Below are 13522 nucleotides of genomic sequence, written 5' to 3'. Positions count from 1 at the left end.
TTCACGGCAAGAGCACCCATCGGATCAGCCGATGACGGCGAGCCAGGACCAGGCGTCGGACTCCCACTTCGCATAGGCGTCAGGGTACGCGGAGATCTGGACGGCCTGGGCGGCCTGGGTGACGGACATGTCCTCCCACCCGTCGATGTCGAGCAGTCCGCGGACGGTGACGTCCTCGGTGTGGATGCCCGTGAAGAAGGTGCGGATGGAGTAGTCGGTGTCGAGGATCTGCTCGCGCGTTCCCCACCCGGTGCTCGGGCGCTGCTGGAACAGCCCGAGAGAGTCGAGGTGGCCCCAGTCGAGGTTGCGCAGTGTCGACTCCTGCATCGCGGCCGCGAGTGCGACGACGATGCCGCGGTCGCCGACTCCGAGCTCGCGGCCGATCGCGACGATGCTGCGCGCGTTGGAGAGCATCTCCTCGGTGAGTCCGATGCTCGAGCCGAGCGGCGTCACCGGAGCGACCGGGCCGGTCTCGGCGACGGGCGTGCTCGCGATCGGCGTCACGGAGGCGACGGGGGTCGCATCGAGGGCACTGGCGGAGCCGCGCACCTGCGGCAGGACGATCGTCTGCCCGGGGAAGATGATGCTGTCGCGACCCAGACCGTTGGCCGACAGGACCGATTCCGTGTCGAGCGAGTTCGAGGCGGCGATGCCGCTGATGGTGTCGCCTTCGGCGATCGTGTAGCGCGTCAGGGGTGCATCGACCGGGAGCGCGGGAGAGGCCGAGGCGTTGAGGCTGAGGATCTGGCCGGGGAAGATGAGCGACTTCCAGCTGAGGCCGTTGAGCGCCAGCACGGACGCGGTCGAGAGGCCGTAGCGGCCGGCGATCTCGCTGATCGTGTCGCCTTCCATGACGGCGTACTCGAACGGGGCCATGGTCTGGGCGGGCGCGGTCGCGCCGAGGTCCGCACCGACGGCGACTTCGGCGGGGGAGGCGTCGCCGTCCGCCGCGGCGAAGTCGAGGGTGCCGGTCTCGCCGTTGCCGGAGTCGGGCGACGGCGTCTGCCGGTCGCGCTCCGCCCGACGGCCGGAACCCTCGGAGGGGGCCACGCCCAGGCTGAGGGCGAGCGATCCGACGAGGACGACCGGAACCGCACCGAACAGACTGCGAGCGAACGCGCCGCGTTCCCGGCCGGCCGCGTGGCGGCCCCGTCGGGTGACTGCGGCGTCGGTGATTCGGTCGGTCGAGCTCATGATTCCCCTGTTGCGTCCGGATCTGTTCGGACAGGTGCTGCGTGGTTCTCCACGCCCTGGACCGCTCGAGAAGACATCGAGCGGCGTCCCGTCCCCCGGAACGTTCCTCACGCTGTCACACAACAGTTAACGAGTCAATCAACGTGGCTGATGTGATTTGAGTTAACACAAACGTAACATTGGTGATGGGTGGGAGACGGCCTCCGATGCGCGTCGGGCCGCGACCTGGCATCCTTGAGCGGTGAGCGCATCCAGTGCCCGTGAATGGCTGTCCCTTCCCGAACTCGCCGAGCGATTCGGGCTCCCTGTCGGCAAAGTCCGACGAATGATCGAAGAGCGTCATCTGATCGCCCTCCGCGTCGACGGTGCACTCCGCGTACCGGTCGACTTCGTCGACGCCGACGGTCCGCTCGGCGATCTGCGCGGCACGATCATCCTTCTCGCCGACAACGGCTTCTCGGACGACGAGGCGGTGGACTGGCTGCTCTCTCCCGAGGAGAGTCTCGACGCGAGCCCGATCGACGCGCTGCGGGCCGGCCGCAAAGCCGAGGTGAGGCGCGTCGCCCAGGCCCTGGCCTGAACCCCGGTCGGGGCTAGGCGCTCCGCTCCGTCACCGTGGCGATGAGCCGTGACAGCTCCGCGACGGCGGCGGGGGCCAGTGGAGCCGACTCGAGGGCCGCGCGGGCGAGGCGCACGTTGTCGTCGATCATCCGCTCGACGCGTTCGACGGCTCCGGACTGACGGATGGTGGACTGCAGCAGTTCGACCTGGTCGCCGCTGAGATCGGGATCCCCGAGCAGATCGTCCATGAGCGTGCGGGCGGCCGGGGTCACGTTCGCCCGGGCGAGCAGCACGAGCACGGTGCGCTTGCCCTCCCGGAGGTCGTCACCGCTCGGCTTGCCGGTGACGGCCGGGTCGCCGAAGACGCCGAGCAGGTCGTCGCGCAGCTGGAACGCCGTGCCGAGCGGGATGCCGAAGTCGCGCAGCGCGGTCACCTGCGCCTCATCGGCGCCGGCCATCGCCGCTCCGATCACGAGAGGGGCCTCGACCGAGTACTTGGCCGACTTGTAGAGCACGACGCGCTCCGCCCGTTCGAGCGCCTCCGAGTCGCTGACGGTCGCCCAGGCGCGTTCCTCGACCAGGTCGAGGTACTGGCCCGCCGTGACCTCGAGCCGCATGGTCTCGTACTCCCGGCGAGCGGCCGAGGCGTTCGAGCGGTCGGGCACACGCCTGAGGCCGTCGTTCATCAGGTCGTCGCTCCAGGTCAGGAGGAGGTCGCCGAGCAGGATCGCCGCCCCTTCGCCGAAGCTCGCGGCGTTGCCGATGTAGCCGCTCTCGTCGTGGACCCGCTCGAACTCCCGATGGGCGGACGGGCGCCCCCTGCGGGTGTCCGAACGGTCGATGATGTCGTCGTGGACGAGGGCGGCCGCATGGAACAGCTCGAGCGCGCTCGCGGCGGTCACGACCGTGTCGAGCGTCTCCCGCGTCTCCTCGTCGGTGGCGCCGAAATCGGGGATGTGCACGGCCTGCCAGCCCCAGAAGCAGAACAGTGCTCTGAACCTCTTGCCGCCACTGAGAAAGCCCTTTGAAAAGACGCCCAACGGGCCGACCTCCGGGGCGAGCGAGGTCAGAATTGCGGTGCGGTCGTCGATCAACAGATCGAGCTTCGATTGCACCAGATCGACAAGTCTCGAACCCTGGACCACAGCGCTAGCCTAGCCAGGTTCGAGGCGACTACACTGTGGCTCGATACCGGGCCGGAATCAGGCCCTCAGCATTCCCGGAAACGGGACCCGCCGTGCGGTGCCTGTTGAACCGCATAGCAAGCGGGAAGGAGTATGGACATGCCGCTCTCTGAGCAAGAACAGCGCCTGCTCGACGAGATGGAGCGCAGTCTCTACCAGAACGACGCCGAGTTCGTGGCGTCCGTCGCCCGGGTTCAGCAGGGTCGTCGCAGTTACACCTGGCTCGTGTCGGGTGTGCTCATCGGCCTCGCAGGTGTCGCGGTCCTCGTCCTGGGAGTCGTCTTCCGACAGCCCCTCATCGGCGTCCTCGGCTTTGTGGTCATGTTCGCCGGAGCGCTCGTCGCTCTGGGGTCGCCGCGTCGGCCCGCCGGACGCTCCACTTCCCGCCCCTCGGGCAAGCGTCCCGCCAAGTCGGGCTTCATGGACCGCATGAACGACCGCTGGGAGCGCCGCCAGGGCGGCAACAGCTAGAAACGCGTCTTCGCAAAGGGGTCGGCCTTCGGGCCGGCCCCTTTTTCGTGCGCCCTGCGCCGCTCTCCCGGCGGAGTTCCCCTCCACTGCCCACCACTTCGCCTTCGCGCCCGGAATCCCGGCGATCCGGGGGAGTCGCACGGTCACGACACGGTCCCTATTCGCTCGTCGCTCGTTGTTCGGTGGTGCGTAGTGGAGTAAAGTGGAGCTAGTTTCCAAGGCGACCGAGGGAAGGGGTGCCGCCCGTGGCCACCTTGCTCGGCACCTACACGCCCAAGCTCGACGAGAAGGGCCGGCTGATCCTGCCGGCCAAGTTCGCCGAGGACTTCGAGCACGGCATCGTCCTCACCCGTGGGCAGGACCGCTGCTTGTACGTGTACAGCGCCGCCGAGTTCGACGCGGTCCACCAGCGCATGCGGGCGAGCGCGACCGGAAACAACAAGCAGACGCGGGACTTCATGCGCCTGCTGCTCTCGGCCGCCCATGCCGAGACCCCTGACCGCCAGCGCCGGGTGACCGTTCCCGCCGCCCTGCGCGGCTACGCGGGTCTCGAACGCGAACTCGTCGTCATCGGAGCGGGAAACCACGCCGAGATCTGGGACGCGGAGGCGTGGAACGACTACGTGTCCTCCACCGAGGACGATTTCGCGACAGCGGCCGGGGAGGTGATCCCGGACCTCTTCTGATCCTGACGTGCGACTCCCAGCCGTTCGCCGCCCTGACTCCACTTCCCCGGAGGCAGGTCGCGACACGGATGGGGATCGGGCGGCAGGATCGGCTAGTCTCCGGCCGCCATGGACTTCTCCTCACTTCACACCCCCGTCCTCCTCGAACGCAGCATCGAGCTGCTCGCCCCCGCCATCGACCACGAGGGCGCCATCGTCGTCGACGGCACCCTCGGCATGGGCGGGCACACGGGTGCCCTGCTCGAACGCTTCCCGGGACTGACCGTGATCGGCATCGACCGCGACCCTCAGGCGCTGGCCATCGCCGGCGAGCGCCTGAAGGAGTTCGGCGATCGACTCCAGCCGGTCCACGCGGTCTACGACGAGATCGGCGACGTCGTCCGCGAGCGCGCCCCGCAGGGGGTCGACGGGATCCTCCTCGACCTGGGCGTGTCATCGCTGCAGCTGGACCTGACCGAGCGGGGCTTCGCGTACTCCCGCGACGCGCCGCTCGACATGCGGATGGACAGCACCCGCGCCCTCACCGCCGCGACGATCGTGAACGAGTGGAGTGAGGCCGACCTGCGTCGCATCTTCTCCGAGTTCGGCGAGGAGCGCCTCGCTCCCCGCTACGCGAAGCGGATCGTGCAGGCGAGGGACTCGGCGCCGATCCTTCGATCGGCCCAGCTCGTCGACATCATTCAGGCAGCCACTCCGGCTGCATTGTCCCGCGTCGGCCACCCGGCCAAGCGGGTCTTCCAAGCCCTGCGCATCGCCGTCAACGGCGAACTCGACGCCCTGTCCGCGGCTCTCCCCGTGGCGGTCGACTCATTGCGCGTCGGAGGACGTATCGTCGTCCTCTCCTACCAGTCCCTCGAGGATCGGCTCGTCAAGCGCGAACTGCAGCGTCGCGCGTCGTCGACCGCCCCTCAGGGTCTTCCTGTCGAGCTTCCCGAGCACAGCCCCGAACTGCGCCTGCTCGTCAAGGGTGCCGGTCGAGCCTCCGATGAGGAGATCACCGAGAACCCGAGAGCAACACCCGTGAGACTGCGAGCGGCCGAACGCCTGCGTCCCGCACCTGCAACATCCGCCACCCGACGAGGCACCACCTCAGGAAGCGCACCATGAGCAACCTGGCTACCGCAACCCTGCCCATCCAACCTCTCCGCATCCCTCGCAGGACGGCCCCCGAACCGTCGATCGAGGTCGTCGCGAATCGCAGCCAGCGCCGTGCGCGCCCGAAGGTCGCCTATGCGATCGTCGTGGTCGCGAGCCTCGGCGGTCTGATGCTGTCGCAGCTCGCCCTGAGCATCGCGCTCTCCGACGGCGCCTACACGATCGACCGCCTCGAGGTCACCCAGAAGGAGCAGGCGCGGGCCGTGCAGCTCCTCGGCGAGGACCTCGGTCGTCTCTCCTCGCCGCAGAACCTCGCCGTCAACGCCGAGGCGCTCGGGATGGTGCAGAACGCCAACCCGGTCTGGCTCCGCATGTCCGACGGTGCCGTCATCGGATCGCCCACCGCGGCCGCCGGTGGCGCCGGTGTTCTGGGCACCGCCGGTTCGAAGGTCGCCAACCAGCTGCTCGCGGGCGTGCCGCTCGTCACCCAGCTGCCGCCCGCCGAGACGGCGGAGACCGCTCCGACGGCCTCGGTCGCGCCCGAGGCGTCGACCGGCGCAACGCCGGGGGCGGCTACAGGGGAAACCACCGATGCGCCGTTAGCGTCGGATGGCCGCGTCCCGGCCCCCACCACCCGCTGATCTCTGGAGTCCAAGTGACACGACGGACCGCTCGGGGCCGGCTCGCCCTGGCAGCCGTGCTCGTGCTCGCACTCGTCTCGGTGTTCGTTGTGCGCCTCATCGACATCCAGGTCGTGCGCGCGGAGACGCTCAACTCCCAGGCTGTCGATAAGCGCTCGATCCCCGAGGAGATCCTCGGCATGCGCGGCGACATCTTCGACTCGACCGGGGTAGTTCTCGCCGACAGCGTCCTGCGCTACGACATCACCGCATCGCCCAAGACCGCCGTCGAATCGGCGATCACCCCCGAGATCGCGGCGGAGAAGCTGTCGCCTTACCTCGGGGTTCCCGCCGCGGACATCGTGAAGTCGATCCGCGACGCCGTCGCCGCCGACCCCGAATCGGACTACCTCTACCTCGGCAAGAAGGTCGACGTCGACGCGTTCGAGAAGATCCGGGCCCTCGAGATCCCGTGGCTGTACTACAGCTCGCAGCCCGCCCGCACCTACCCGAACGGCGCGGTCGCCGGGAACCTGATCGGGTTCGTCGGATCCGCCAACGAGCCGCAGGCCGGCGTTGAGCTCTCCGAGGACTCCTGCCTCGCGGGCGTCGACGGCAGCGAGGTGTACGAGCGCAGCGAGGACGGCGTCCGCATCCCGGGCAGCACGGTCACGACCAAGCAGGCGCAGAACGGCAACGACCTGGTGCTCACCATCGAGAGCGACCTGCAGTGGTACGTGCAGCAGACCCTCGCCAAGTACGCGCAGGAGTACGGGGCCAAGTGGGGCGTCGTCGTCGTCCAGGAGGTCAAGACGGGCAGGCTCGTCGCCGTCGCCGACTACCCGACGGTCGATCCCAATGATGTCGACGCGACGGTCAACACCGACATCTCCGCCCTCGGGTCGAGGGCGTTCACCGCACCGTTCGAGCCGGGGTCGACCTTCAAGACCCTGACGACCGCCTCCCTGCTCGATGCGGGTCTCATCGACACGGGCACCCACGTGACCGCGCCTTACCGGTTCACCACCGCCGACGGGGCCGACGTGAACGACAGCGAGTCGCACGGCACCTGGAACCTCACGACCACCGGTGTCCTGAAGGAGTCGAGCAACACGGGCATGTCCCAACTCGGTCTCCTGATGACGGCGGACCAGCGCTACGACTACATGAAGAAGTTCGGACTCGGTGAGCGCACCGAGGTCGACTTCGGCGCCGAGGAGACCGGCTACCTCGGCGACGACTGGGACGAGGACGGGGTGCCCGACTGGGACCCCCAGACCAACCTCGCCTCGATGTTCGGCCAGGGCATCACCGTCACGGCGGTGCAGATGGCCAGCATCTACCAGACCATCGCCAACGGAGGGGTGCGGATGCCCGTCTCCCTCGTGGCCGGATGCCGTCTCCCCGATGGGACCATGACGGACGTGCCCTCGAGCGAGGGGACCCAGGTGATCTCGCCTTCCGCCGCGCGCAGCACCGTCGACATGCTCGAGAACGTGGCCACCAAGGGATGGCTGGCCAGCAAGGTCTCGATCCCCGGCTACCGGGTCGCCATGAAGACCGGTACGGCCCAGCAGCCCGACGGCAACGGCGGGTACAGCAAGAGCTACCTCGTCTCGATGGCGGGCATGGCGCCGGCCGACGATCCGCAGTACGTGGTCTCGGTGAACCTCTCCGGCCCCGTTAATATGAATACATCGGCTGCGACCGCGCCGATCTTCCGTGACGTGATGACCCAGGTCCTTAAGGACCACCGGGTCGTGCCGTCCGGATCGCTCTCACCAGACCTGCCGACCAACTTCTGATCCGTACAGGCGGGCGCCGCATGCCGCGAATACGCTGGCAGACGTCGCAGGTCGACGGACAGACACACGATCACGAGGACAGGGGATGGTCTTGGCGCATTCCACGCTCCGCCCAGAACATCCGGTTCCCCGCTCGCTGGCCGAGCTCGCCCGCACCTTCGCGCTGGAGACGCGCGGCGATCTCGAGTCGATCGAGGTGGCCGGGGTCACCGTCGACTCACGCGACGTCGCCGACGGCGACCTCTACATCGGGCTCCCGGGTGCGAACGCGCACGGCGCCCGTTTCGCCCAGCAGGCCCGCGAGGCGGGTGCCCTGGCCGTTCTGACCGACGAGGTCGGTGCCGGGATCGCCGAGGGCAGCGGACTGCCGGTTCTCATCACCCCCGACCCGCGTGCGGCACTCGGCGATGTCGCTGCGTGGGTCTACCGCACCGGCGACCGCCCGCCGCAGCTGTTCGCGGTCACCGGAACCAACGGCAAGACGAGCGTCGTCTACCTGCTCGAAGCGGTCCTGCACCAGCTGGGTGTCAGCGCGGGACTCAGCTCGACCGCCGAACGTCGCGTCGGCGACTCGACCGTCGTCGCCTCGCTCACCACGCCCGAGGCGAGCGAGCTGCACGCCCTCCTCGCCCGGATGCGCGAGAGCGCGGTCCGCGCCGCCGCGATCGAGGTCTCGGCGCAGGCGGTCAGCCGCGGCCGGGTCAACGGTCTCGTCTTCGATGTCGTCGGCTTCACCAACCTCAGTCACGACCACCTCGACGACTACGCCGACATGGAGACCTACTTCGAGGCCAAGCGCGCGCTCTTCGATCCCGATCGGGCGCGCAAGGCCGTCGTCACGGTCGACGGCGAATGGGGCCGCCGGCTGGCGGATGAGAGCAGGATCCCCGTCACCACGGTCGCCACCGGAGCGGGCATCGACGCCGACTGGCGCATCGAGGTCACCGATGAGCACCGACTCCGCACCGATTTCACGCTCACCGGGCCCGGGGGAGTGTCGATCGCGACCCGGGTCCCGCTCTTCGGCTGGTTCATGGCGGCGAACGCAGGCCTCGCGCTGACCATGCTCGTCGAGGCGGGATTCGAGCCCGAGGCCATCCAGCACGTCCTCGACCGCGACGGCGGCATCGATGTCTACATCCCCGGTCGCGCGGAACGCGTGTCCGGGGAGAGCGGACCCACGGTCTACATCGACTACGGGCACACCCCCGATGCCTTCCTCAACACCCTCGACGCGCTCCGACCGCTCACGCCGGGGCGGCTCATCATGGTCTTCGGCGCCGACGGCGACCGTGACAAGACCAAGCGCGACGACATGGGCGCGATCGCAGCCCGCGGAGCCGACATCGTCGTCGTCACCGACTTCCATCCCCGCTTCGAGGACCCGGCGGAGATCCGCCGTACCCTCGTCGAGGCGGGCCGTCGCGCCGTACCCGAGCGCGACATCCACGAGATCGCCGACCCGCGCCAGGCGCTGCGTCAGGCGATCGCACTCGCCGGCCCCGGGGACACGATCCTCTACGCGGGTCCCGGACACGAGGACTACCAGGAGATCTCCGGAGTGAAGCACCCCTACTCGGCACGAGACGACGCACGACTGGCCCTCCGCGAGGCGGGCTGGGGCGGGGACGACGAGTGATCGCGCTCAGTTTCACGGAGATCGCCGAAGCGGTCGGCGGGCGTCTGCTCCTCGGCGACGGTGACGCAGCCCCCAGCGACGTGGTGAGCGGAGCGGTCGAGACCGACTCGCGCGAGATCGGCCCGGGGGGAGTCTTCGTCGCACGCCACGGCGAGACCACCGACGGCCACCTCTTCGCCCCATCCGCGATCGAGCGCGGGGCCGCTCTCCTCATCGTCGAGCGCCCGCTCGAGCTCTCGGTCACCCAGATCGTGGTCGACGACGCGACGGTAGCTCTCGGACTGCTCGCCGCCGAGGTCGTGCGGCGCGTCCGCGCCGCGGGCGTGCTGCGGATCGTCGCCGTCACGGGCTCGAACGGCAAGACGACGACGAAGAACCTGCTGCGCGAGATCCTCAGCCGTCGAGCGGAGACCATCGCCCCTCGCGAATCGTTCAACAACGAGGTCGGTGCTCCGCTGACCATGCTCAAGCTGACCTGGGAGACCGAGTTCCTCGTCGCCGAGATGGGAGCGAGCGGGATCGGCGAGATCCGCCGGCTCGTCGGGATGGCGCGCCCCGACGTCGGCATCGTCCTCACGGTCGGCCTCGCCCACGCCGGGGAGTTCGGTGGGATCGAGTCGACTCTGATCGCGAAGACCGAGATGGTCGCCGACCTGCTGCCGGACGACACCGCCGTCCTCAACGCCGATGATTTCCGCGTGGCCGGAATGGCCGAGTCCACCGCGGCGAAGGTGCTGTGGTTCGGCCGTGGACCGCAGGCGGACGTGCGAGCGAGCGACGTGAGCGTCGATTCGACCGGCACCCGATTCACACTGCACGCGCCGGGCGAGACGCCTCGCGACGTGCACTTCTCGGTGCTCGGCGAGCATCACGTCACGAACGCCCTCGCGGCCGCGGCGGCCTCGCTGACCCTGGGGGTGCCCCTTGACACGATCGTCGAGGCGCTCGAGAGCGTGACACGGGCCGAGCGGTGGCGCATGGAGGTGCTGCCCGGCCTCGACACCGTCGTCATCAACGACGCGTACAACGCCAGCCCCGATTCGATGGCGGCCGCACTGAAGACCCTCGCCGTGCTCGCCCCCGAAGCCAAGCGCACCGTCGCCGTCCTCGGCGAGATGAGCGAGCTCGGCGACCTGTCGGCGGAGGAGCACGACAGCATCGGACGCCTCGTCGTCCGGCTCAACATCGGCCAGCTGATCGTCGTCGGAGAGGGCGCTAAGCGCATCCACATGGCGGCTGAGCTCGAGGGATCCTGGGACGGCGAGTCCGAGTGGTACGCAACGGCCGACGAGGCGTACGACAGACTGGAGTCGAGCCTGCGGTCCGGAGACCTCGTGCTCGTGAAGTCGTCCAACTCCGCAGGACTCCGGTTCCTCGGTGATCGATTGGGGGAGCTGGTCGCGTGCAAGCACTTCTGACCGCCGGCGCCGTCTCCCTCGCCTTCTCGCTCCTGCTGACTCCCGTCTTCATCCGTCTCTTCAAGCGGATCGAGTGGGGGCAGTTCATTCGTGAGGACGGCCCGGTCAGCCACCACGCCAAGCACGGAACCCCCACCATGGGCGGGCTCGTGGTGATCGCGGCGACCATAGTCGGCTACTTCACGGGCACACTAACGAGCGAGGAGCCGATCCAGATCTCGGCCCTGCTGGTGCTGTTCATGATGGTCGGCCTCGGGGCCGTCGGCTTCCTCGACGACTACCTCAAGACCCGCAACCAGCGCAGCCTGGGGCTCGGCGGCTGGGCGAAGATCCTCGGCCAGGTCATCGTCGCGACGGCGTTCGCTCTGCTCGCGCTCCAGTTCCCGTCGAAGGACGGGCTGACGCCGGCGACTACCGCGATCTCGCTCTTCCGCGACACCCGCTTCGACTTCGTGATGATCTTCGGCGCCGTCGCGGGCATCATCGTCTACATCATCTGGATCGCGGGCATCGTGACGAGCTCGTCGAACGGGGTGAACGTCGCCGACGGTCTCGACGGTCTGGCGACGGGCGCCTCGATCTTCTCGATCGGCGCCTACGTCATCATCGGCTTCTGGCAGAACAACCAGTTCGCGTTCTCCAGCGCCCTCGATCCCGACGTGGCCTACAAGGCGTACTACGTGCGCGACCCGCTCGACCTGGCGATCGTCGCGACCGCGATCGTCGGCGCGCTCATCGGATTCCTCTGGTGGAACACCTCGCCTGCGCAGATCTTCCTCGGCGACACCGGCTCCCTCGCCCTCGGCGGCGCCATCGCGTCGCTCGCTGTGCTGAGCCGCACGGAGCTGCTCCTCGTGCTGATCGGCGGACTCTTCGTGATCGTCACCGGGTCGGTGATCCTGCAGCGGGCGTACTTCAAGATCACGCACGGCAAACGGATATTCCTGATGAGCCCACTGCATCACCACTTCGAGCTGAAGGGGTGGGCGGAGGTGACGGTCGTCGTGCGGTTCTGGATCATCGGCGGACTGTTCGTCGCCGCCGGCGTCGGCTCGTTCTACCTCGAGTGGCTGAGCCGCTGATGCCGCGTCCCGACGTCCGGCCCGACTCCCTCACGAGCTGGCACCACGACTGGTCGGGACTGCGCACCGCCGTGCTCGGACTCGGCATGACCGGCTTCTCGGTCGCCGACACGCTCGTCGAACTGGGCGCGTCGGTCCTCGTGATCGCGGAGTCCGCCTCTCCCGAGCGCACGCAGCTGCTCGAGGTGATCGGCGGAACGCTGCTCCTCGACCCCGACGGGTCGCTCGGGCTCGAACGGCTCGAGGCGTTCGTCCCGGAGCTCGTCGTCGTCTCACCCGGCTACCACCCCGACCACCCGCTGCTCGTCTGGGCGGCCCAGGCGGGCGTGCCGATCTGGGGCGACATCGAGCTCGCCTGGCGGCTGCGCGACAAGGTCGGCGCGCCGGCCGAATGGATCAGCGTCACCGGTACGAACGGCAAGACCACGACCACGGGACTCACCGCGGCGATGCTGCGAGCCGAGGGGCTGCGGGTCGCCGCGTGCGGCAACATCGGCGTCCCGGTCCTCGACGCCATCCGCGACCCCGAGGGGTTCGACGCTCTCGTCGTCGAGCTCTCCAGCTACCAGCTGCACTGGATGCGCGGCGTCTCGCCGCTCGCGAGCGTGTGTCTGAACATCGCCGACGACCACCTCGACTGGCACGGCTCCGCCGAGGCCTATCGACTGGCCAAAGGCAAGGTGTACGAGAACACCCGCATCGCCTGCGTCTACAACCGGGCGGATGAGGCGACCATGCACCTCGTCGAGGACGCCGAGGTGATCGACGGCGCGCGAGCCGTCGGCTTCGGGCTTGACGTCCCCGGGCCCAGCGACTTCGGCGTCGTCGACGGCATCCTCGTCGACCGCGCGTTCCTCGCCGAGCGCCGTGATTCCGCCCTCGAGATCGCCACCGTCGGCGAGCTGCGCGAGCGCGGCCTCGCCGCGCCCCACGTCGTCGCCAACATCCTCGCTGCATCGGCGCTCGCCCGAGCCGCCGGGGTGTCGATCGCCTCGATCCGTGCCGCCCTGCGGGAGTACCGGCTCGATCCGCACCGCATCGAGGTCGTCGCCGACCGCGACGGGGTGCTCTGGATCGACGACTCGAAGGCCACGAACCCGCACGCCGCCGACGCGTCCCTCGGGGCGTTCGGCTCGATCGTCTGGGTCGTCGGGGGACTGCTCAAGGGCGTGCCGATCGCCGACCTCGTCGAGCGCCGCGCCTCGAAGCTGCGCGCGGCCATCGTCATCGGTGCCGATCGGCAGGAGGTCGTCTCGGCGTTCGGCCGACACGCGCCCGAGCTTCCCCTGTTCGAAGTGGTCCCGAGTGAGACTGAGGAGGTCATGCAGGCTGCTGTGCGCATGGCCGCTGAGGCCGCCCGGCCCGGCGACGTGGTCCTCCTCGCCCCTGCGGCGGCATCCATGGACCAGTTCACCGATTACGCCGACCGCGGCCGCGCATTCGCCGCCGCCGTGTCGGCACTGCTCAGCGAAACGCCGGAAGGGGGACCCGATGACCGAAGTGACACCGGTGCGCCGTCCGACCGTGACGAGGCCGGCGGCTCCCGCGACCCAGAAGCCGGTATCGAAGAAGGCGCCGGCGGTCCCGAAGACGGCGGCAGCCCAGAAGACTCCGACGCCTCAGCCGACGCCTCCGGCGCAGCGAACCCCGACGACCCGTCCCGCCCAGCGGACTCCTAGTCCCCGGCGGACGCCCGCTCCCCAGCAGACTCAGCGGGATCGCCCGGCGGACGCCCGCGCGACGGCGGAGGTCGGCACCGCGGACGCC

General features: G+C 69.2%; 12 protein-coding genes. 10 read left to right on the top strand and 2 right to left on the bottom strand.

The genetic code is table 11. From position 1 onward, the window contains the following. Positions 1-24: 24 nt before the first annotated feature. Positions 25-1194, bottom strand: a complete 1170-nt coding sequence (locus tag DDQ50_RS13460) for a lytic transglycosylase (protein ID WP_116757202.1) — start codon at positions 1192-1194, stop codon at positions 25-27. Between the two features lie 241 nt (positions 1195-1435). Between DDQ50_RS13460 and DDQ50_RS13455 the strand changes: the two genes are divergently transcribed. Further along, positions 1436-1774, top strand: coding sequence for an Rv2175c family DNA-binding protein (locus tag DDQ50_RS13455; protein ID WP_116757201.1), 339 nt, complete (start codon positions 1436-1438; stop codon positions 1772-1774). A 13-nt stretch (positions 1775-1787) separates the two neighbouring features. Here the strand turns inward: DDQ50_RS13455 and DDQ50_RS13450 are convergent, their stop codons facing one another. After that, positions 1788-2900: a polyprenyl synthetase family protein gene (locus DDQ50_RS13450; protein WP_116757200.1), complete on the bottom strand. Its 1113-nt coding sequence runs from the start codon at positions 2898-2900 to the stop codon at positions 1788-1790. A 138-nt stretch (positions 2901-3038) separates the two neighbouring features. Between DDQ50_RS13450 and DDQ50_RS13445 the strand changes: the two genes are divergently transcribed. From DDQ50_RS13445 to murD, 9 genes are all read left to right on the top strand, one after another. Next, the gene (locus tag DDQ50_RS13445) at positions 3039-3410 is read left to right on the top strand and encodes a DUF3040 domain-containing protein (protein WP_116757456.1); all 372 of its coding nucleotides are present in this window, start codon (positions 3039-3041) and stop codon (positions 3408-3410) included. A gap of 254 nt (positions 3411-3664) precedes the next feature. Then, entirely contained in the window at positions 3665-4096 is a 432-nt protein-coding gene (mraZ, locus tag DDQ50_RS13440; RefSeq protein ID WP_240614428.1) for a division/cell wall cluster transcriptional repressor MraZ, read from the top strand. 108 nt (positions 4097-4204) lie between these two features. After that, a complete protein-coding gene (gene rsmH, locus DDQ50_RS13435) occupies positions 4205-5203 on the top strand; it encodes a 16S rRNA (cytosine(1402)-N(4))-methyltransferase RsmH (protein ID WP_116757198.1) in 999 nt (332 codons plus the stop codon). After that, positions 5200-5832 (top strand): cell division protein FtsL, encoded by a 633-nt coding sequence (gene ftsL, locus DDQ50_RS13430; protein ID WP_116757197.1) that lies wholly within the window; start codon positions 5200-5202, stop codon positions 5830-5832. Before rsmH ends, ftsL begins: the two co-directional genes overlap by 4 nt. Before the next feature lie 14 nt (positions 5833-5846). After that, positions 5847-7616, top strand: coding sequence for a peptidoglycan D,D-transpeptidase FtsI family protein (locus DDQ50_RS13425; RefSeq protein WP_116757196.1), 1770 nt, complete (start codon positions 5847-5849; stop codon positions 7614-7616). Between the two features lie 85 nt (positions 7617-7701). After that, the gene (locus DDQ50_RS13420) at positions 7702-9255 is read left to right on the top strand and encodes a Mur ligase family protein (RefSeq protein ID WP_116757195.1); all 1554 of its coding nucleotides are present in this window, start codon (positions 7702-7704) and stop codon (positions 9253-9255) included. After that, positions 9252-10673: a UDP-N-acetylmuramoyl-tripeptide--D-alanyl-D-alanine ligase gene (locus DDQ50_RS13415; protein ID WP_116757194.1), complete on the top strand. Its 1422-nt coding sequence runs from the start codon at positions 9252-9254 to the stop codon at positions 10671-10673. Before DDQ50_RS13420 ends, DDQ50_RS13415 begins: the two co-directional genes overlap by 4 nt. Continuing rightward, positions 10658-11755 (top strand): phospho-N-acetylmuramoyl-pentapeptide-transferase, encoded by a 1098-nt coding sequence (mraY, locus tag DDQ50_RS13410; RefSeq protein WP_116757193.1) that lies wholly within the window; start codon positions 10658-10660, stop codon positions 11753-11755. The genes DDQ50_RS13415 and mraY overlap by 16 nt, the downstream gene beginning before the upstream one ends. Next, positions 11755-13434 carry a UDP-N-acetylmuramoyl-L-alanine--D-glutamate ligase gene (murD, locus tag DDQ50_RS13405; protein ID WP_116757192.1) on the top strand — a complete coding sequence of 560 codons (1680 nt, stop codon included), beginning with the start codon at positions 11755-11757 and terminating at the stop codon, positions 13432-13434. The genes mraY and murD overlap by 1 nt, the downstream gene beginning before the upstream one ends. Positions 13435-13522 lie beyond the last annotated feature (88 nt).

Origin of the sequence: Amnibacterium flavum, assembly GCF_003097495.1 — a bacterium.
GTDB classification, from domain to species: domain Bacteria; phylum Actinomycetota; class Actinomycetes; order Actinomycetales; family Microbacteriaceae; genus Naasia; species Naasia flava.
This window is presented reverse-complemented; position numbering and strand designations above follow the sequence as displayed.

What these genes read in the sequence shown, in the direction of transcription:
- DDQ50_RS13460 (WP_116757202.1), bottom strand. Translation starts at nt 1,194, where the DNA reads ATGAGCTCGACCGACCGAATCACCGACGCCGCAGTCACCCGACGGGGC.
- DDQ50_RS13445 (WP_116757456.1), top strand. Translation starts at nt 3,039, where the DNA reads ATGCCGCTCTCTGAGCAAGAACAGCGCCTGCTCGACGAGATGGAGCGC.
- rsmH (WP_116757198.1), top strand. Translation starts at nt 4,205, where the DNA reads ATGGACTTCTCCTCACTTCACACCCCCGTCCTCCTCGAACGCAGCATC.
- ftsL (WP_116757197.1), top strand. Translation starts at nt 5,200, where the DNA reads ATGAGCAACCTGGCTACCGCAACCCTGCCCATCCAACCTCTCCGCATC.
- DDQ50_RS13420 (WP_116757195.1), top strand. Translation starts at nt 7,702, where the DNA reads ATGGTCTTGGCGCATTCCACGCTCCGCCCAGAACATCCGGTTCCCCGC.
- murD (WP_116757192.1), top strand. Translation starts at nt 11,755, where the DNA reads ATGCCGCGTCCCGACGTCCGGCCCGACTCCCTCACGAGCTGGCACCAC.